The sequence below is a fragment of the Vibrio sp. 10N.222.47.A9 genome (assembly GCF_963872585.1).
In the GTDB taxonomy this organism is placed as follows: Bacteria; Pseudomonadota; Gammaproteobacteria; order Enterobacterales; family Vibrionaceae; genus Vibrio; species Vibrio splendidus.
Genome location: NZ_CAWNBB010000034.1, coordinates 98,553 through 119,150, shown reverse-complemented (window position 1 = coordinate 119,150; position 20,598 = coordinate 98,553). Strand labels below are relative to the sequence as shown.

Sequence of the window (20,598 nt, the reverse complement as noted above, 5' to 3'; positions counted from 1 at the left end):
AATGGAATTGGTATTACTTCGCTTTTAAAAGCGAGATTCCCTATGAACTCGTTCCTCGTGCTAGGGAATGACGAAAGGGTGCTGAGATCTCAAAGCCTCACTGGCAACGTTTGTATACCCGCGTCGTCATCCTCGGGCGTGAGGAACGAGCGAACGAACCGGGGGATCTACTTATCGTCTGCTGACTAACTAGTGTTTAATCTATTGCATCAGATAGTTTCTGAATAAAGCAATACATAGACATGTTGTAAGGGACTCCCTATGAACTCATTCTTCACGCTAGGGAATGAGGGAATGAGGGAATGAGGGAATGCGCCACAGCCTCAAAGCCATCACTAACACCGCCTATATACCCACGTCGTCATCCTCGGGAATGAGGAACGAATGAACCGGGGATCTCCTTACCTAAAAAATAAATTGACGATATTTTCGGCAATTTTTGAATCACTGCTGCTATTTACCAAGCTATTATTGAAAACTATTGATCGTTCATTTCACTTTATGTTACTTTCCCGCGCAATCTCGGAATGATCAATGTTCAAAAAGAGCAGCGATAGCTTCTGGGGGATACGCGTAGTGACCATTCTTGCTGATTGGGACATTACGTAGGGTAGGTATCGGCTAATCCTTTAGCTGATAGACGGGATACTTATGGCGCAATTCGCCATGCTAATGGGAAACCCAACATTGAACACACTAATAACAACATTGCTAATCAGCTCTGCATTTCCAAAAGGGCCAGTTCTTCATAGCTGTCCGATACTGCACAAATGTCCAATTCTTCAAAACAGTAGCATTACTGAACCTTGAGCTCGCGCTAACTATTTTTTGCTGTCCTAAGACGGCCTAATTTCGTATTCGTCATTTGACTTATGCGAGCGTACAGCTATATCTCATTTCTAGACAATACGCGTGTTTCACTATGAATTCTCTCTAAATCAATAGAGGGACGGTGTGCAATTGCGTCTGATGGAGGTGAGTATGAACACATTCAAGGGGATTTTTATGACTACCGCCTTTGAAGTCGATATTAATACTATCGCAAATTCATTTTCAACTATGGTTCCTATCGTTGAGGGAACTTACGACCTAACACCTGACGCTATTTTGCTTGAACAAGAGCAGCATGAGTCGGATGTACGCTCTTACCCAAGACGCCTACCGATTGCTATTAAACGAGCATGTGGTGTTTTAGTTGAAGATACTCGTGGCCAACTCTTTCTCGATTGCTTAGCCGGTGCAGGTACACTTTCTTTGGGTTACAACCACCCTGAAATCAACCAAGCACTTAAAGATCAACTCGATTCTGGTTTGCCATACCAAACACTTGATATTACGACTCAAGCAAAAGAGACGTTTATCAAGCGAGTTAAAGCTTTTCTCCCTCAAGACTTTTCAACTAACTCGGTTCTTCAATTCTGTGGCCCGTCTGGCGCTGATGCTGTGGAAGCGGCTATCAAGCTAGCCAAGCAAACAACAGGTCGTAACACCATGTTTGCTTTCCGTGGTGCTTACCATGGCATGACTAACGGCACCATGGGCATGATGGGTAACCTTGGCACCAAAGAGCGTCGTAGCGGCTTGATGTCTGACGTACATTTCATGCCTTTCCCATACAACCTTCGCTGCCCGTTTGGCATTGGTGGTGAAGCGGGTGCTAACGCGAGCATTCGTTATATCGAACGTATGTTGAATGACGACGAATCCGGCATCATGAAACCAGCGGCTATGATCGTTGAGCCTGTGCAAGGTGAGGGCGGCGTGATTCCAGCTCCGGCATCTTGGTTACAAGGTTTACGTCGCATCTGTGATGAGCACGGCATCCTACTGATCTTTGATGAAATTCAATGTGGTGTGGGTAAAACCGGCCATCGCTTTGCGTTTGAAGAATCTGGTGTTAATCCTGATATCTTGTGCCTGTCGAAGGCGATTGGTGGCGGACTGCCTATGTCGCTGCTTGTATTCGATAAGAGCATTGATACTTGGAAAGCGGGTGAGCACACCGGCACATTCCGTGGTAATCAACTGGCAATGGTGTCTGGCGCTAAGGCATTAGAAATCATTGAACGTGATGGCTTGGTTGAGCATGCGAACATTGCAGGCCAATACTTACGTCACGGGCTTGAGAAAATTCAAGCTCGCGTGAACTGTATTGCTGAAGTTCGTGGTAAAGGCTTGATGCTTGGCGCTGAGATCAAAAAAACAAATGGTGAGCTTAACAAGTTTGGCGAACCACAATCAGACGGCGAACTGACTCTAGCTATTCAACGAGCAGCATTAGAGCGCGGCTTGATGGTTGAAAAGGGCGGCCGTGATGGTTCGGTTATTCGCTTCCTTCCACCTATGATTATCTCTTTTGAGCAGATCGACTTTGCATTGCGCGTCATGGAAGAGGCGATCATCGCAGCGGGTGGTGGTTTACAACAAGACCAAACACAAAGCGAAGAATCAAATCAGGAATGGAACAAGCATTTCATCCAGACGGGTTTAGGCGGTAGCGACGAATTTGCTAGCGTGATGAACCAAACCACTCAAGCGATGAAAGCAGTTTTTGAACAGGTTGAAACCCCTTATTCGGGTTTAGATCCCAAAGTGCTAGAAGCAGCTATCAACGCTGTCGATCTCGATAACAACCAACACGCTTTGGTTGATGTTGTGGATAGCACGGCTGACTTAGTGGCAGCTAACTCTATCTTTGTGCAACACCCAGACTGCATTGCACACCTTCACACTCCTCCTCTTATGGCTTCTGTTGCTGCGGAATCCATTATCGCGGCGTTGAATCAATCAATGGATTCATGGGACCAAGCATCTGCAGCGACTTATGTTGAGCAGCGTGTGGTGGATTGGATGTGTGACAAATATCAACTTGGTGCACAAGCTGACGGTGTTTTCACCAGCGGCGGCACGCAAAGTAACCTAATGGGCTTGTTACTAGCAAGAGACTGGGTTGCCGATAAGCACGATGGCCACTCAATCCAAAAGTTAGGTTTGCCAGAGTACGCGAGCAAACTGCGTATCTTATGTTCAAAAAAATCTCACTTCACGGTTCAAAAATCTGCCTCTTTAATGGGATTAGGCGAAGCGGCAGTGTGCTGTGTTGATACCAATGCAAACGGCACGATCAAGCCGGACTTGCTAGACGCAGAAGTGAAAGCACTTAAAGCACAAGATCTGATTCCTTTTGCTGTTGTCGGTACTGCGGGTACAACCGATCATGGTGCTATTGATGACCTGGAAGTTATAGCTGATATCGCCAACCAACAAGATCTTTGGTTCCATGTCGACAGTGCTTACGGTGGCGCGCTTATCTTAAGTAGTCATAAAGCTCGTCTGAAAGGCATCGAAAAAGCGGACTCAGTGAGCGTTGATTTCCACAAGTTGTTCTTCCAAACAATCAGCTGTGGTGCTGTGCTTCTCAAAGACAGAGCAAACTTTAAGTACCTACTGCATCACGCAGACTACTTAAACCGTGAACACGATGAACTGCCGAATCTAGTCGATAAGTCTATCGCTACCACCAAGCGTTTCGATGCACTGAAAGTCTTCATGACGATGCAAAGCGTTGGGCCAAAGCAACTGGGTGATATGTACGATCATCTCCTAGAGCAGACGCTTGAGGTTGCCGACCTGATTCAGAAGCATGATGATTTTGAACTTCTTGCTGAGCCGTCATTGTCGACTGTGCTGTTCCGTTCGGTGCCTAGCAATGGGCAATCAGCAAACAGCTCTATGGATTTGGACAAACTGAATCAAACGTTAAGACTGGAAGCGCTGACTCGTGGTGTTGCCGTGCTTGGCGAAACGGTCGTTGATGGTAAAAGTGCGCTGAAATTCACTATCTTGAATCCGTGCTTAACGACATCAGATTTCAAATCTCTAATTAACAAAATTCAAACTTTAGCTATTGAGTTAGCAGAACAACAAGGGTAATTAAAACTATGGCTATTCTACAAATTGGTGCAGGCGGCGTCGGTTGGGTTGTTGCACATAAAGCAGCACAAAATAACGAAGTGCTGGGTGATATCACGATCGCTTCTCGCACAATCGCGAAGTGTGAAAAAATCATCGAATCTATCAAGGGTAAAAACAACCTTAAAGATTCAGCTAAGAAACTAGAAGCACGTTCAGTAGACGCTGACGATGTTGATGCGCTTGTTGCTTTGATTAAAGAAGTTAAGCCGGATCTAGTGATCAACGCTGGTCCTCCTTGGGTAAACATGGCGATCATGGAAGCGTGTTACCAATCTAAAGTATCTTACTTAGATACATCGGTAGCGGTTGACCTATGTTCTGAAGGTCAACAAGTACCACAAGCTTACGATTGGCAGTGGGGCTACCGTGAGAAGTTCGCTGAAGCGGGCATCACAGGTATTCTTGGTGCTGGTTTTGATCCAGGTGTGGTATCAATCTTTGCAGCGTACGCGGTTAAGCACTTGTTCGATGAGATTGACTCAATTGATGTAATGGATGTAAATGCTGGCGATCACGGCAAGAAGTTTGCGACAAACTTTGACCCAGAAACCAACATGCTTGAGATCCAAGGCGATTCTTTCTACTGGGAAAATGAAGAGTGGAAACAAGTACCTTGCCACTCTCGTATGCTTGAGTTTGAATTCCCTAACTGTGGTTCTCATAAAGTGTACTCAATGGCGCACGATGAAGTTCGTTCGATGAAAGAGTTCATCCCAGCTAAGCGTATCGAATTCTGGATGGGCTTCGGCGATGCATACCTAAATTACTTCAACTGCATGCGTGATATCGGCCTTCTTAGCCCAGATCCGCTAACACTGCACGACGGTACTGTGGTTCAGCCTCTACATGTTCTTAAAGCGCTGCTACCAGATCCAACATCTCTAGCTCCGGGTTACACAGGTTTAACGTGTATCGGCACTTGGGTTCAAGGCAAGAAAGACGGTAAAGAGCGCAGCGTATTCATCTACAATAACGCAGACCACGAAGTGGCTTACGAAGACGTAGAGCACCAAGCGATCTCTTACACAACAGGTGTTCCAGCAATTACCGCTGCACTTCAGTTCTTCCGTGGTGAATGGGCTGACAAAGGCGTGTTCAACATGGAACAGTTAAACCCAGACCCGTTCCTAGCAACCATGCCTGAAATCGGTCTAGATTGGCACGTTCAAGAGTTAGAGCCTAAAGCTGGCTTACCTCTGATCCATACTTTGAAGTAATTCTTGCTCTTTGCCCTTGTCGCGTTGTCCATCGTGCTCATTTACGTTCGTAAACTCCGCGCGATGTCCTAGCGACAAGGTCAAAGCTCTGCGAATTCCATTCAAAGTCATATGATTGACGAGAACGTATAATTACAAGCCGATGCTGTTGCGTCGGCTTTGTTCGATTATCATGTGCCTTCGTGAACTCGAGGGCCGCAAGGTATTAACATGCAAAACAACGAACTAAAAACGCCTTATTTCATGATCAACGAAGAGAAGTTGATTGCGAATTTAGAGATAGCCAAGCAGCTGAAAGAAATTTCAGGTGTGAAGTTGGTATTGGCACTCAAGTGTTTCTCGACATGGGGTGTGTTTGACATCATCAAACCTTACCTCGATGGCACGACAAGCTCTGGTCCATACGAAGTGAAGCTTGGTCATGAAACTTTCGGTGGTGAAACGCACGCTTACAGTGTGGGTTACAGCGAAGATGACGTGAGAGAAGTTGCGGATATCTGCGACAAGATGATCTTCAACTCACAAAGCCAGTTCGCAGCGTACCGTCATATCGTTGAAGGTAAGGCTTCGCTGGGTTTACGTTTAAATCCAGGAGTGAGCTACGCAGGGCAAGATTTGGCAAACCCTGCGCGTCAATTCTCGCGTTTGGGTGTGCAAGCTGACCACATCAAACCAGAAATCTTCGATGAGATTAATGGTGTAATGTTCCACATGAACTGTGAGAACAAAGACGTTGATGCGTTTATCGGCCTACTTGATTCAATCTCAGAACAGTTTGGTGAGCATTTAGATAAATTGGACTGGGTGAGCATGGGCGGTGGTGTGTTCTTCACATGGCCGGACTATGACATTGAAAAGCTTGGTCTTGCGCTAAAAGCCTTCTCTGAGAAACACGGCGTGCAGATGTACCTTGAGCCGGGTGAAGCGATCATCACTAAAACAACTGACTTGGTTGTGACAGTAGTTGATATCGTAGAGAACGTGAAGAAAACCGCTATTGTGGATTCAGCTACCGAGGCACACCGCCTTGATACGCTTATCTATAATGAACCAGCATCGGTATTAGAAGCGTCTGAAAATGGTAGTCATGACTATGTGATTGGTTCATGTTCATGCTTGGCTGGCGACCAGTTCTGCGAAGCGAGTTTTGATGAGCCGCTGAAAATTGGTCAAAAGCTGCATCTGTTGGACAGTGCTGGTTACACTATGGTGAAACTGAACTGGTTTAACGGCCTTAAAATGCCTTCAATCTACTGCGAGCGCAGCAATGGCGACGTTCAAAAGCTGAATGAGTTTGGCTATGAAGACTTTAAACGTTCTCTGTCACAGTGGTCGGTTAAGTAACTGAGTCATAAGCTTCAGAACAATAAAAAGAGCAGCCGGTGAGCTGCTCTTTTTGTTTTTAGATAACTGTTACCAGAGAAAAGAGTAAGGATAGAAGTGAAGTGCTATCCGTTAGCTCTCAATCATCACTCGAGTATCTTCGCTGAGTGTTTCTAGTTCATTCACTACGTCATCAATCAAAACTTCGATTGGTAGCTTAACGGCAATCTTGGAAGTAAATAAGCTTGAGCTAACACCGCCGCCACCGGCGATAAAGACTCGGTGGCAATCCATATCAAGAATGCTGATCCCTTGTCTGTCCAGTACATGTGTCACTTCGTTGACGATACCGGCTCTGTCGTTAGAGTCGAGTCTTAGGTGATGGATTGTGTCTTGAGCATTGTGCGTATGATCTGAATCGACAAACTGTACGATGAGATCTGGATTGGCGCTGAAAGCTTCTTTGACAATCGATTCGTTGATGGCTGGAAGTTGAACCTTAAGTACGCCTGCGACTTGGTCTTCAATAAAATTCACTTTACTGATGAGCCATTTGCCGTCGTTTTCGTGAGTAACCGCAGCAAGTTGTTTGATTGTTGCTGGTGATGCTTTTCCGATAAAGTTTACGATAAATGTACTGTTCATATCAGCCCCCAAAGTTTCAATGATTCGTTGCTAATTAAATGTTTGATATCACGCGATAAAGTTCTTTAATTTCAGTGTAGAAGTTTACATCGAACAATGTTTGACCTATGTCAATTTTTGAAACTAAGCTGTGATTTAAAAAAAGAGAATGGAGAGTAGGGCACAAAAAAAGCGGCTAGAGAGCCGCTTTTTAGGAGAGTTGTCGCTTTTATTAGGAATGCAGTAACTTGAAATGCATAGGCTGAAAGACGATTTAGAACGTTACTTTAAAGTTCATACCAACAAATTGAGAATCGTATCGTGCGCCAGCATCGTAGGCGAATCGAGCGGCGTCTTGGTTATCCCACCAAGGGTTAGTATTCAGATTAACTTCTGCGTCACCACCCCATGCATCACTTACCCAGTAGTGGATATGGCCAACAGGGTTAAGGAAGAATAACGAAACATCACCCATGGTTTGAGAACCCATCACTTCGCCACCTGAAGCAACGATGTCTTGTTCTGCTTCTAGCATCATTTCACCGACAACGGCACCGAAGAAAGGTGTGATGAAGAGATCTTGCCATGAAGGTACTTCAGCAAACGCTTCTACGCCGTATTCCCAGAAGAAGGTCGACATTGTCCAAGAGTACATGAAAGACTCAAACTCGTCGTAACCAGCATGTCGAGCTGCCGTATAGTAAACACCACCGAAATAAGGGTGCATCACGTAGTTTAGGAAGTGTTCGTCACGGTCCCATACTGGGCCTTCAGAAACGTTATCTTTCCATTTTTTACCTAGTGCGCTGATATCACGTTGGTCATCATCCCACTTAGTGATACTTTCAGGTAAAAGAGTCATTAGACCAACGGTTGCGACACTTAGGCCAAGAATTGTGTAGGTTTGACCCATTAAGTAATCCCAATCTTTGCCATCGCTGACAGTAAGGTAGATTGGTTGCTTATCGATCGTTAGATCGTACTGATCACTTGATTCGCTTAGTGCATAGTTCTTGCTAGGCTTGTAGGTGTACAAGCTTTCATTAACACAGTAATCTTGAGCACATTCATCCGAGTAAGAAAGGTTGATTGGCTGGTCGAAGTCGTATTGGCTTGCAACCGAGTTAACTGACATTAGCATTGAAAATGCAGCAGTAACCTTCGTTAGTAACGGTGATTTGGCCACAAGGGTCTCCATGAGAAGTTAAGAATTGATCAGAGTCACAATTATCTATTAAATGCCTGATTTAGGGAACTAATAATTTATTGCTTTTCCTAAGAAAACCTTAGATTTAACATTATTAATATTTGTGAAAAGATGAAATGTCTCAAACTCAACCATAGACCAGTTTGTAAATAATGCAGTGTCTTTTTATGACTACAAAGGATAGAAATATGACGAAAATCGCAATGTTAAGCACTGGTGAAGAAGTTCTTCATGGGGACATTGTAGACACAAACGCAGCTTGGATGTCTGCTGAGTTTTATCAGCACGGTTTTGCCCTAGCGAAACGTTCGACTGTGGGTGACCAAATGAATGCTCTAGTTGAAGAACTGTTGATGCTGAGTTTTAACTATGATGTGGTTATCGTTAATGGTGGTTTAGGACCGACAACTGATGATATGAGTGCGGCTGCGGCTGCGACGGCTTCAGAGCAGAAACTCGTCATGTTCCCTGAATGGCTAACTCGTATGGAAGAGATGTTTTCTGGACGTGGTATGCCGATGCCGGACAGCAACCTTAAACAAGCTTTGTTGCCAGCGAGTTCAGAGATTGTCGATAACCCTGTGGGCACGGCTTGCGGCTTCAAACTGAAAATCAACGATGCGACTTTCTATTTCACTCCGGGTGTCCCGAGTGAATTCAAACGCATGGTGACGTTTGAGATTATTCCTGATTTGTCGCGTACTTACCCTCAAGTGGTTGCCTCTGAATGCAGTCGACTGTTTACGTTTGGTTTGTCTGAATCCGGTATCTCCGATGTTTTGGACCAATTAAAGCTGCCAGAAGGTTATGAGTTGGGTTATCGTTCTTATCTGCCGTTCATTGAGGTCAAACTGTTTGGTCCTAAGGCAGACTTAGAAACTCGCGTTAAGTTGCTGCAAATGGTTTACAAGTTGCTAGAAAGTAATGTCGTCAGTGTTGATGAGCCTATGATTGATCATATTGGACACATCATGGCTGAGAAAAAGAAGACGTTATCTGTGTCTGAAGTGTCGACCAAAGGCGCATTGTCAGCGTGGCTGCAATTGAATGAGCAGGTTGAAGATTGCTTCGGGCATTCGTGGGTGATGGCTGAGCCAAAAGAGAGTGAACTTGAGAAGAGCGATCCATTAGCTGCAACCTTTGCTCTGGCTGGTGCAACAAGAGAGAAGTGCGGTACTGAGCTAGCTTTGGTGACTGGCAAGTTAGAAGGCAACACATTCAGCGTTGCATTGTCGACCGAAGCGGGAGAGTGGGGCCAGGTGCTTGAATTTTATCGTCAGTACTCACGCGAAGACCAACGTAACGTGATCAAGACCGTTGCCGCCGATATGCTGAGAAGACACCTAGACAACAAACCGATGTTTGGTACTTACTCTTCGGTTAAGCGATTGAAAGACATGTTTATTCCAGCGGCTATTATTAAGTAAGTATTTAGGCGAGCTAACCAAGTCTGTACTAAAAACGCGAGAAAAAACGAAATAAAAAGGCCCAACATCTAAATAGGTGTTAGGCCTTTAGTTTATCTAGCCTTCTAGATAACCAAATAAGCAGCTATGTTTACACGTAACTCATGTCTGTAAGAACTTGATTACAAACCGCTTGTCATATGTAGACTATAGAACAAACCACGGCCGATTAACTCTGAAGCCAAGAACAATACTAGTGCTAAGCCAAGGTTTACTGGGTTCACTTTTGCTTTGTTCAGCATAGGTAGAATCCAAATCAACAAGCTTGCCATTAGCAGTGCCACTTGAAGAATCACATAGCTACCTAAACCATCGACTAACTCAGACGCTTTTGCCGCTGAAGTTTGAATGTCACCGATTAGGTTCAGTTTTCCTACGGTCACAAGCAAGCTGATAGCAACTGCCATAACAGCCAGCATGGTGATGTTACGGTCAACCGTAAAGCGGCTGTCGTTTGCGAATACAATCACAAACTGAGACAGCAGCAAGCCGCCCACAACCATCGTCATGATGAAGCTCAATGGTGTGTAGATGTTGTCCCACGTTGGTACTGTATTGATCATGTATACGTTAATCATCGCGTACATGAAGATAACACCCAGCACCATAGCGCCGACCATCAGTGCTTTCTGGATAGCAACGCCACCTTTCTTAACCACAGACAGTAGCCATTGCAGGCCGCCGACAGCGAAGAATGCTGCACCGAAGAACACTTCGTTAGACAACCAAGCTGAGCCTAATTGGTTAAAGGCATTAAACGCGCGCAGTGGAGAACCAAGGTGCGTTGTCGAGAACATGAAGCCAAGCCCCATTAGTGCCCATAGAATGAACATTGGAACCTTGTAGCTGTTCAGCTTCTCTTCGTCATGACCAAGTACCAGTGCACGTGTGCCAATCAATAAGTAACCACCAACCGCAGTTTGCGCTAGCACTGTAAAGAAGATTAAAGACCACTCATGAAAAATCATCTTACACCTCCTTCGGGTTTGCTAGGTGACCACTGGTATCGCCAGTCGGCTTCGCGTTTTTGTTCAGCTTAATCACGATGTTCGGTAGCGTTTCTGTTGAAGATGGCAGTGGAGCCACATCCGCACCAGAGCCGTACTTCTCGCGAAGTGTATTGATTTCGCCAAACTCCAATGCACGAAGTGGGCAAGACTCAACACAGATAGGCTGTTTGCCTTCAGAAACACGTTGGTAACAACCATCGCATTTAGTCATGTGACCTTTCTTAGCATTGTATTGTGGTGCGCCGTAAGGACAGGCATTGCTACAGTGCTGACAACCAATACATACGCTCTCATCAACCACAACCAAACCGTCTTCATCACGTTTGTGCATCGCGCCCGAAGGACACACTTTCACACACGCTGGGTTAGTACAGTGGTTACAAGCGATAGATAGGTAGTAAGAAAAGACATCTTTCTGAACCCAAGTATCGCCATCTTGAGTGAAGCCACCACCTGCGTATTCATATACGCGACGGTAGTTCGTTTTGATGTCTAGATCGTTATAATCTTTACAAGCAAGCTGACAGGTTTTACAACCCGTGCATTTACTTGAATCAATGTAAAAGCCGTATTGTTTCATTCCAACCTACCTTATGCTTTGTTTAGCGTTTTGATTTGAACTAGGTTTGTATGCTGAGGGTTACCCTTAGCAAGTGGGCTCGGGCGCTGAGTCGTCAGCACGTTGATAGAGCCTGCATGGTCGATCTTCTGACCATCTGGTGCGTACCATGCACCTTCGCCTAGTGCGACAACTCGAGGAAGAATCCTTGGTGTCACTTTCGCTGGAATATGAACTTCGCCACGGTCGTTGAAAATACTCACCATGTCGCCATTTTTAATACCGCGCTCTTGAGCATCAATCGGGTTGATCCACAATTCTTGCGGTGCTGCTGCTTTGATTTCAGCAACGTTGCCGTAAGTCGAGTGAGTACGAGCCTTATAGTGGAAACCGGTTAGCTGAAGTGGGTACTTCTCTGCTAGTGGATCGTTATGACCTTCAAAAGAGTCCGTGTAAATCGGAAGTGGGTGAATCACTTCGTCTTCTTTCAGCTTCCAAGTCTTCGCGATATCAGCCAATTGCTCCGAGTAGATCTCGATCTTGCCACTTGGTGTGGTCAGTGGGTTCGCTTCTGGATCTTTGCGGAAGTCTTCGTAAGCAATGTAGTGGTGGTCGTAGCTACGTTTGTAGATACCTAGATCTTTCATCTCTTCGAAGGTTGGCAGTGTTGGATCGTTCTTACGAGTTTCAGCGTAAAGATGCTCAATCCATTGCTCTTGAGTTCGGCCTTCTGTGAACTCTTTTTCGACGCCCATACGCTTAGCCAACTGAGAGCACATTTCATAGATAGATTTCGCTTCGAATTGAGGTTCGATCGCTTTCTGCGCGTAGATGAAGTAAGGCATATTCGCTGCTTTACCATCCATACACCAGTCGTCTTGCTCAGACGTTGTTAAGTCTGGCAGGATGATATCGGCGTATTTCGCTGAAGAAGTCATATGGTTATCAACCACGACAATCATTTCACATGCACTTTCATCTTGAAGAATCGCGTGAGTCTTGTTGATGTCTGAGTGTTGGTTGATGATGCAGTTACCTGCGTAGTTCCAGATCATCTTGATTGGGTTCTTAAGGCGCTCTGCACCGCGAACACCGTCAGTGATGTCGGTCATTTCATGGTGACGGTAAATTGCGTCTGTCCACATGAACATAGAAATAGACGTTTCAACTGGGTTTGGCACAGTAGGGAAGCGAACAAACGGAATGTTGATGTCACTTTCACGAGCGCCTGTTGAACCGCCAGACACACCCACAGAACCGGTGAGTAATGACAGCATTGCGATTGCACGACACGCTAGCTCACCGTTCGCAGTACGTTGCAGGCCCCAGCCTTGGTGGATTGCGCACGGTTTTGCTGTGCCCATTTCACGGCCAAGCTTGACGATAGTATCAACGGGAATACCGGTGATCTTAGAAGCCCATTCTGGTGTCTTCTCTACGCCATCTTCACCTAAACCTAGGATGTAAGATTTGTAGTCGCTGTTTTTAGGCGCCGATGCCGGCAGTGTCTTCTCGTCGTAACCTACGCAGTATTTGTCTAGGAACGGTTGGTCGACAAGGTCTTCAGTGATCATCACGTGCGCAAGACCAGCAACCAATGCCGCATCTGTAGAAGGACGGATTGGGATCCATTGATCTTCACGGCCACCGGCAGTATCGGTGTAGCGAGGGTCGATGATGATTGTTCTTGCGTTCGACTTGTTTTTGCTTTCTACATAGTGGTGGATCAGACCGCCACCAGACATGCGTGTCTCTGCAGGATTGTTACCAAATTGGATGTTAAGCTTGGTGTTCTCTAGGTCAGAGAAAGAGTTGTTGTTTGCCCAACCACCGTAGGTGTAGCTCAAGCCTTTCGCGATTTGCGCTGTTGAGTAGTCACCGTAATGGTTTAGGTAACCACCACTTAAGTTCATTAGACGAGCAATCAGCGTTTGAGCTGGTGGCCAAGATTTAGTTACCGTACCGCCCAGCGTACCTGTACCGTAGTTTAGGTAGATGGTGTCGTTACCGTAGTCTTTGATAAGACGTTGCATGGTGCCAGCGACTTCATCGTAAGCTTCTTCCCAGCTAATACGCTTGAACTTACCTTCACCACGTTTACCCACGCGTTTCATTGGGTATTTCAGGCGATCTGGGTTGTAAACACGGCGACGCATAGAGCGACCACGTAGACACGCACGAACTTGGTGATGACCGTATTCGTCAGTACCTGTGTTGTCTGTTTCTACGTATTTGATTTCACCGTTTTGTACATGCATACGTAATGGGCAGCGAGAGCCACAGTTTACTGTACATGCACTCCATACGATTTTCTCATCCACATTCTCAGCAACCGCAGCCGCTACGGGTTTGGATTTGAAAGGTAACGCAATACCGCCTGCGAGTGCAGCTGCGCTGCCTACTGCAGAAGAAGCCTTCATGAAGCCTCTTCGAGTAAGATTCATTACCCCAGATTCTTTCTTATTCGTCATTCTAAGATGCCTATTGTTATTGATGCCTAGCACTTTATAGGTAGTTTTGTTTTTGTCTTTTAATTTTTAAATATTGATTGATTGGCATCAAATAAGAGCGAAATTTAAATGTTATGAATCGAATGTATAAAATGGATCAAAGAATGAAATGTATTTATTAATATAATTATCTTTAAACCTATAACGGTATAAATAATAATGATTATCGATACGCATAAATTATTGGGTTCGCTATTTTATCAAGCGACAAGTAAAGAACAGTTGATCACCATTGTCGAAGCTTTGGTGGAGAGTAAAGTGCTCTCCGAAGAATGCTTGCTCGCATTGAGAAGTGAAGACGAAGATGCACTCTCGGCGGAGTTTAGCCGCCTGTTTGAAGGCGTTGACGACATGCCAGCTCCGCCTTGGGGGTCTGTTTACCTAGATAAAGACCGCGTTGTGTTCGGTGCTTCTACTGTAGAGTATCGACAGTTTTTAGAATTGAATCAGATTGAATTAGACACGGGCTTAAGAGAACCAGAAGATCAATTTGGTTTAATGTTATTCGCCCATGCGTATTTGTTAGAGAATAATAATATTGATTCAGCGTGTGAATTATTGGGGTTCCATTTATTAACTTGGTCTCCTGTTTATTTGGAAAAATTAAATACAGAATCAGAACTATCTTTTTATAAGAAGCTATCAACTGATGTAATAGATTGGCTTAAATACCTAACATCTGAATATAAAATAAACGTTGTTCCTAAAAAGTTATATATCGACTAATGTCTGAACAAATAAATTCAAATAGACGCGGTTTCTTAACTCGACTTTCTAAACCGGTTAAAGCCGCCGCGAATTATGAAGAGAAGTCACAACGCTCGCATGCAAGGCCGCCAAGAGCGGTCGATGAGGTGCTGTTTGAGCGTCTTTGCGACGGTTGTGGATTGTGTGAGCAAGCGTGTCCGAATAGCGTTATTGAGATGCTAGAGGGCAGTGCGCTGCTGAATTTGGATTACAACAGTTGTTCTATGTGTAACAAATGCACTGAAGTGTGTCCGACTGGTGCGCTTCATCCAACGGTCACGCCTTATATAGACCTCAAGCCTAGCTTTGCGGATAGCTGTAACAACTACATGCAAATGGATTGTAATGCGTGCCAAATCGCTTGTTTAGCAAGTGCGATTCAAATCGAAGCAGGGGAGTTGCCTACGGTGGACAAAGATAAGTGTAACGGCTGCGGAGAGTGCCGAAGCGCTTGTTACATTGGCTCAGTGACTTTGAACCTTATTCAGTAGTAAACGTCTGGTTTGGCTTTGTGGCAGCAAGTTAGCAGAAAGGCTTTGGTTGAGTGAGAGGCGAGTCGTCTCAGATACCTAAAGACATGAATAGAAAAGGGTCCGTATTCCTAGAGGAAGCGGACCCTTTTTAGTTCTTATATTCTTTAAATAAGAAGAACTTAAAGAAAAAATGCGTTAAAGAAAAACAGCCTATGCACGTTTCTGTTTACTTCGATGAAGAACGTTACTCAGCGATAATTCAGTTTTTGCTTTGCAGATGCATGGCAAAATTTCATTGGCTTGTGTGTAAGCCATAGCAAAACCAACGTACTCGACTTCACCAGAATCCAACGTACAGCGGCAAGCGCCACAGTGGCCATCTCGGCAGTTGTATTCTGGCTCTAACCCTGCTTGTTCCATTGTTTCCAATAGAGTATTTGAAGGGTTAGATTCAATAGAAGTCAGCTTGTTGATTTTGATTGTTGGCATTACAGCTCAAACCCTTCAAAGTCGTCAGCTTTTACTTCGTTGTCGATTTGGCCAACTAGGTAAGAACTGATTTCAGCTTCTTGTGGAGCAACTTGAACGTTATCTGAAGACAACCAAGCGTTGATCCATGGAATTGGGTTCGACGTTGCTTCTGGGTAAGCGGTACCTAGACCAACAGCCTGCATACGGATGTTAGTGATGTACTCAACGTATTGGCAAAGAATATCTTTGTTTAGACCAATCATCGAACCATCTTTGAATAGGTATTCTGCCCATTCTTTTTCTTGCTCAGCCGCTTCTTTGAATAGGTCGAAACACTCTTGCTTACACTCTTCAGCGATCTGCATGAATTCGAAGTCATCTTGGCCATTACGTAGCAAGTTGATCATGTGCTGTGTACCAGTAAGGTGAAGTGCTTCATCACGAGCGATTAGCTTGATGATCTTCGCGTTACCTTCCATTAACTCACGCTCAGCGAATGCGAATGAACATGCGAAACTTACGTAGAAACGAATCGCTTCCAGTGCATTTACAGACATTAGACATACGTAAAGCTTCTTCTTCAGGTCGTGAAGTGAAATCTTAACGTCTTCGCCGTTGATGTTGTGGTTGCCTTCACCGTAGCGGTGGTAGTCAGCCGTCAGCTTGATCAAATCATCGTAGTAAAACGCGATGTCTTTCGCACGTTTCAGGATCTCTTCGTTTTCAACGATGTCGTCAAATACTACGCCTGGATCATTCACGATGTTACGGATGATGTGCGTGTATGAACGAGAGTGAATCGTTTCAGAGAATGACCAAGTCTCAATCCAAGTTTCAACTTCTGGTAGTGATACCAAAGGAAGTAGGGCAACGTTAGGGCTGCGGCCTTGGATAGAATCTAGAAGCGTTTGGTACTTCAGGTTAGAGATGAAGATGTGCTTTTCATGCTCTGGAAGCTTGTTGTAATCGATACGGTCGCTAGACACGTCTACTTCTTCTGGACGCCAGAAGAAAGAAAGCTGCTTTTCGATCAACTTTTCGAAGATTTCGAATTTCTGTTGGTCGTAACGTGCAACGTTTACCGACTGACCCAAGAACATTGGTTCTTTTAGTTGGTCATTTTTTTGTTGAGAAAAAGTACTGTAAGCCATAAATGCCTCAAATCCTTTAAAGACCCGCAATAAAACGGACCCTGTTAATGCTTTAAACCCAGAGAAGATAACTTCTCTGGGGTCTTAATGTTTATTGCGGTTTAGATCTTACAACCGCCGCCTTCACAATCTTCTTCCGGCACTTGAACTGCATCGCCTTGGTCGTCTTTAGCACCATCACGAGTGTTATGGTAGTAAAGCGTCTTAACACCGTACTTGTACGCTGTTAGCAAGTCTTTAAGCAGCTGCTTCATTGGTACCTTACCGCTGTCGTAAACACTTGGATCATAGTTAGTGTTTGCAGAGATAGCTTGGTCAACGAATTTTTGCATGATACCCACTAAGTGCAGGTAACCATCGTTAGTACCAATGTTCCAAAGTAGCTCGTAGTTGTCTTTAAGATTTAAGAAATCTGGAACAACCTGCTTCAGGATACCGTCTTTCGATGCTTTAACTGATACATAACCACGTGGTGGCTCGATACCGTTAGTCGCGTTCGAGATTTGAGACGAAGTCTCAGAAGGCATAAGCGCTGTTAGCGTAGAGTTACGCAGACCGTGCTCCATGATCTCTTCACGTAGCTTGTCCCAATCGTAGTGCAGCGGCTCTTCACATACTAAGTCGATATCTTTTTTGTAAGTATCGATTGGCAGTAGGCCTTTCGCGTAGTTGGTCTCGTGGAAAGATGGGCAACGGCCTTGCTCTTTCGCTAGTTCAACAGACGCTTTTAGCAAGTGGTATTGAATTGCTTCAAAAGTACGGTGAGTCAGGCCATTTGCACTGCCATCAGAGTACTTAACACCATTCTTCGCTAGGTAGTATGCGTAGTTGATTACACCCACACCTAGAGTACGACGGTTCATTGTCGACTTACGAGCTGCTGGAAGCGGGTAGTCTTGGTAATCAAGTAGTGCATCTAGAGCACGAACAACCAGTTCAGAAAGTTCAGCCAGATCGTCTAGCTCGTTGATTGCGCCTAGGTTGAACGCCGAAAGCGTACATAGTGCAATCTCACCTTCGTCATCTTCTACGTTAGAAAGCGGCTTAGTTGGTAGCGCGATTTCTAGACATAGGTTCGATTGACGAACAGGTGCTACTTCAGAATCAAACGGGCTGTGTGTATTACAGTGGTCAACGTTCTGAATGTAGATACGACCAGTAGAAGCACGCTCTTGCATTAGCAGAGAGAAAAGCTCAACGGCTTTAACCGTTTCACGCTTCACTGAAGGATCGTTTTCGTACTTCACGTAAAGCGCTTCAAAACGCTCTTGGTTTTCGAAGAACGCGTCGTAAAGGCCAGGTACGTCAGAAGGTGAGAACAGGCTGATGTTGCCACCTTGAACAAGACGAGAGTACATAAGCTTATTCAGCTGTACGCCGTAATCCATGTGACGAACACGGTTCTCTTCAACGCCGCGGTTGTTTTTCAGTACTAATAGAGACTGAACTTCACCGTGCCATAGTGGGTAGAACACTGTTGCTGCGCCGCCACGAACACCACCTTGAGAACAACATTTTACTGCTGTTTGGAAGTATTTGTAGAAAGGGATACAGCCAGTGTGGAACGCTTCACCATTACGGATTTCAGAACCAAGCGCACGGATACGACCTGCGTTGATACCAATACCAGCACGTTGAGATACGTAACGAACAATAGAGCTTGCTGTTGCGTTGATAGAATCAAGGCTGTCACCACACTCAATCAGTACACATGAACTGAATTGACGAGTAGGCGTACGTACACCAGACATAATTGGTGTAGGCAGAGAAATCTTAAACGTAGACGAGGCGTCGTAAAAACGTTTGATGTAGTCAAGACGAGTCGATTTCGGGTATTTACCGAATAAACACGCAGCAACTAAAATGTAAAGGAACTGAGCACTCTCGTAGATTTCTTTTGTTACACGGTTCTGCACGAAGTATTTACCTTCAAGCTGCTTAACCGCCGCGTAAGAAAAGTTCAAGTCACGCTTGTGGTCGATGTACGCGTCAAGCTCTTCGAATTCAGCTTTCGTGTAGTCTTCCATTAAGTGGCTATCGTATTTACCCATATCAACCAGTTTTGCAACGTGGTCATAAAGTGCAGGCGGCTCGTATTCACCGTACGCTTTTTTACGTAGGTGGAACACTGACAGACGTGCTGCTAGATATTGGTAATCAGGAGTATCTTCAGAGATTAAATCCGCTGCTGACTTGATGATTGTCTCATGAATGTCAGTCGTGGTAATGCCATCGTAAAACTGAATGTGAGCTTTCAATTCTACTTGTGATACAGAAACATTGTGCAAGCCTTCAGCTGCCCATGTGATCACTCGATGGATTTTCTCTAAATCGATCGTTTCTTTGCGCCCGTTACGCTTGGTAACAGTAAGTTGTTGGTTCATTCTGCTTAATTTCCCTAACAAAACTGAACAAGGCCGTGTTTTTGTGTATTTCTGTGTAATTTTTGTAAATTACGTTTCGGCTTTGTGATCTTGGTCTACCCATATATTGTAGTTCAAACACAACATATAGGGGTCATTTGTTTGTTGGGTTACAAGATAGTGCTACAACTGATATTTTTCAAGGTAAAGAAATGGGGTTGCTTGTGGATAAGTGGTGGATTGAAAAAAAACTGTAAGTGACCACTAACTGATGACGTTAGACGAGACTTGATTGTACAAAAGTCGCCTTTTAAGGATGCTTTATTTTTGCACGCCCATAAAAAAAAATCCCTTGATCTTTGGGCAAAATAGGCAATGGATTTTGGACGATTAAATTTAAATCGAGGTGGTCAAAATGGAAGCTAGCGCACGAAATTTAGACTGAAAAAAGTCGCAAACTTATGGTAATTGCAACTCTTTTCATTCGTCTTTTTTACAAAATATTTTACGGTAGGGCTACCGATATTTTTTAGCCCAAGTTTTGAGTGTGAACGATGTAGTTCACATCGACTTTTTGGCCTAAACGGTAGGTGTTCGTTAACGGGTTATAGTGCAGTCCTGTAATCCCTAGTTCTTGAAGTGGAGTGTTATCAACCATTTTGATAAGTTCAGCAGGGCGAATGAACTTTTCGTGGTCGTGAGTACCTTCTGGCACTATCTTAAGTAACTTCTCTGCACCAACAATCGCGAACAGGTAAGACTTAAAGTTACGGTTCAATGTTGAGAAGAACACATGGCCGCCCGGTTTCACTAATTTTGAACAAGCTGAGATAACCGACTGTGGGTCAGGAACGTGCTCTAACATTTCCATGCACGTCACCACATCGTAAGTGTGTGGGTTTTGCTCTGCATGGTCTTCAATGGTGCTTTGGATGTAATCGAGCTTGGTGCCAGTTTCTAATGCGTGCAGACGAGCGACTTCTAGCGGTTCTTTACCCATATCTAGTCCGGTGACTACCGCACCCTCTACAGCCATGCTTTCAGCCAGAATACCGCCGCCGCAGCCAACATCGAGAACTTTCTTACCAAAAAGGCCTTCGGTTTTCTCTAGCACGTAATTTAAGCGCAACGGATTGATTTGATGTAGTGGCTTAAACTCGCCTTCTAGATCCCACCAGCGCGACGCCATGTCTTCGAATTTTTTGATTTCTGCTGGGTCTACGTTCTGTGATTTAGTCATAATCGGCATTTCCAAGTTAAATAATGCATCCATGAAATTGCAGGCATTATAACTTGCCTTTTCCTGCTGACCAGAAGATCTACAATTTTGCTAGTTTATTGGGTGTAAAGTGACCATGTTTCAGCAAGATATGACGCTGAGGTGCAATTTCTCATCAATAGATTGGCTACAAGGGTCACAAGATGGTAAAAGGAGAGGGAAAGTGATGCCTCCGTAGGTAAATTTGTGTTATATTTTTCGGTCTTATACGTATTCAAAAATA

At 44.7% G+C, this 20,598-nt stretch carries 15 protein-coding genes; 6 read left to right on the top strand and 9 right to left on the bottom strand.

Annotated elements, in window-relative coordinates:
- The first annotated feature begins 981 nt into the window (after positions 1-981).
- The 3 genes from AACT19_RS10565 to nspC all read left to right on the top strand — a co-directional run bounded on the left by AACT19_RS10565 (position 982) and on the right by nspC (position 6,536).
- Positions 982-3,933 (top strand): pyridoxal phosphate-dependent class III aminotransferase, encoded by a 2,952-nt coding sequence (locus tag AACT19_RS10565; RefSeq protein WP_207551962.1) that lies wholly within the window; start codon positions 982-984, stop codon positions 3,931-3,933.
- Between the two features lie 8 nt (positions 3,934-3,941).
- On the top strand, positions 3,942-5,192 hold the full coding sequence (locus AACT19_RS10560; RefSeq protein WP_076646230.1) for a carboxynorspermidine synthase: 1,251 nt from the start codon (positions 3,942-3,944) through the stop codon (positions 5,190-5,192).
- Between the two features lie 210 nt (positions 5,193-5,402).
- The gene (gene nspC, locus AACT19_RS10555; protein ID WP_076646228.1) at positions 5,403-6,536 is read left to right on the top strand and encodes a carboxynorspermidine decarboxylase; all 1,134 of its coding nucleotides are present in this window, start codon (positions 5,403-5,405) and stop codon (positions 6,534-6,536) included.
- Between the two features lie 111 nt (positions 6,537-6,647).
- Here nspC and AACT19_RS10550 read toward each other — a convergent pair whose 3' ends face one another.
- Both AACT19_RS10550 and AACT19_RS10545 read right to left on the bottom strand, forming a co-directional pair.
- On the bottom strand, positions 6,648-7,160 hold the full coding sequence (locus AACT19_RS10550; protein WP_004733356.1) for a glycine cleavage system protein R: 513 nt from the start codon (positions 7,158-7,160) through the stop codon (positions 6,648-6,650).
- Between the two features lie 253 nt (positions 7,161-7,413).
- Entirely contained in the window at positions 7,414-8,325 is a 912-nt protein-coding gene (locus AACT19_RS10545) for a DUF3943 domain-containing protein (RefSeq protein ID WP_076646226.1), read from the bottom strand.
- A 209-nt stretch (positions 8,326-8,534) separates the two neighbouring features.
- Here AACT19_RS10545 and AACT19_RS10540 point away from each other — a divergent pair, with 209 nt between their 5' ends.
- Complete coding sequence (locus AACT19_RS10540; protein WP_065681536.1) at positions 8,535-9,773, top strand: CinA family nicotinamide mononucleotide deamidase-related protein; 1,239 nt, start codon at positions 8,535-8,537, stop codon at positions 9,771-9,773.
- 161 nt (positions 9,774-9,934) lie between these two features.
- On the opposite strand, the gene AACT19_RS10535 is transcribed toward AACT19_RS10540, so the two are convergent.
- The 3 genes from AACT19_RS10535 to AACT19_RS10525 are packed head-to-tail and all read right to left on the bottom strand — an operon-like array spanning position 9,935 to position 13,852.
- The gene (locus AACT19_RS10535) at positions 9,935-10,780 is read right to left on the bottom strand and encodes a dimethyl sulfoxide reductase anchor subunit family protein (RefSeq protein WP_076646224.1); all 846 of its coding nucleotides are present in this window, start codon (positions 10,778-10,780) and stop codon (positions 9,935-9,937) included.
- Between the two features lies 1 nt (position 10,781).
- Positions 10,782-11,402 (bottom strand): DMSO/selenate family reductase complex B subunit, encoded by a 621-nt coding sequence (locus tag AACT19_RS10530; RefSeq protein WP_004733360.1) that lies wholly within the window; start codon positions 11,400-11,402, stop codon positions 10,782-10,784.
- An 11-nt stretch (positions 11,403-11,413) separates the two neighbouring features.
- Positions 11,414-13,852 carry a DmsA/YnfE/YnfF family dimethyl sulfoxide reductase gene (locus tag AACT19_RS10525; protein WP_076646222.1) on the bottom strand — a complete coding sequence of 813 codons (2,439 nt, stop codon included), beginning with the start codon at positions 13,850-13,852 and terminating at the stop codon, positions 11,414-11,416.
- A 198-nt stretch (positions 13,853-14,050) separates the two neighbouring features.
- Between AACT19_RS10525 and AACT19_RS10520 the strand changes: the two genes are divergently transcribed.
- Both AACT19_RS10520 and napF read left to right on the top strand, forming a co-directional pair.
- Positions 14,051-14,617 carry a TorD/DmsD family molecular chaperone gene (locus tag AACT19_RS10520; protein WP_076646221.1) on the top strand — a complete coding sequence of 189 codons (567 nt, stop codon included), beginning with the start codon at positions 14,051-14,053 and terminating at the stop codon, positions 14,615-14,617.
- Complete coding sequence (gene napF, locus AACT19_RS10515; protein WP_076646219.1) at positions 14,617-15,129, top strand: ferredoxin-type protein NapF; 513 nt, start codon at positions 14,617-14,619, stop codon at positions 15,127-15,129. The genes AACT19_RS10520 and napF overlap by 1 nt, the downstream gene beginning before the upstream one ends.
- Before the next feature lie 192 nt (positions 15,130-15,321).
- On the opposite strand, the gene yfaE is transcribed toward napF, so the two are convergent.
- The 4 genes from yfaE to ubiG form a co-directional block, all read right to left on the bottom strand.
- Positions 15,322-15,600, bottom strand: a complete 279-nt coding sequence (yfaE, locus tag AACT19_RS10510) for a class I ribonucleotide reductase maintenance protein YfaE (protein WP_017078714.1) — start codon at positions 15,598-15,600, stop codon at positions 15,322-15,324.
- A complete protein-coding gene (nrdB, locus tag AACT19_RS10505) occupies positions 15,600-16,733 on the bottom strand; it encodes a class Ia ribonucleoside-diphosphate reductase subunit beta (RefSeq protein ID WP_004733365.1) in 1,134 nt (377 codons plus the stop codon). The genes yfaE and nrdB overlap by 1 nt, the downstream gene beginning before the upstream one ends.
- Positions 16,734-16,834: 101 nt before the next feature.
- Positions 16,835-19,117, bottom strand: a complete 2,283-nt coding sequence (gene nrdA, locus AACT19_RS10500; protein WP_076646217.1) for a class 1a ribonucleoside-diphosphate reductase subunit alpha — start codon at positions 19,115-19,117, stop codon at positions 16,835-16,837.
- A 508-nt stretch (positions 19,118-19,625) separates the two neighbouring features.
- Positions 19,626-20,369, bottom strand: coding sequence for a bifunctional 2-polyprenyl-6-hydroxyphenol methylase/3-demethylubiquinol 3-O-methyltransferase UbiG (ubiG, locus tag AACT19_RS10495; protein ID WP_017078713.1), 744 nt, complete (start codon positions 20,367-20,369; stop codon positions 19,626-19,628).
- Between the last annotated feature and the right edge of the window lie 229 nt (positions 20,370-20,598).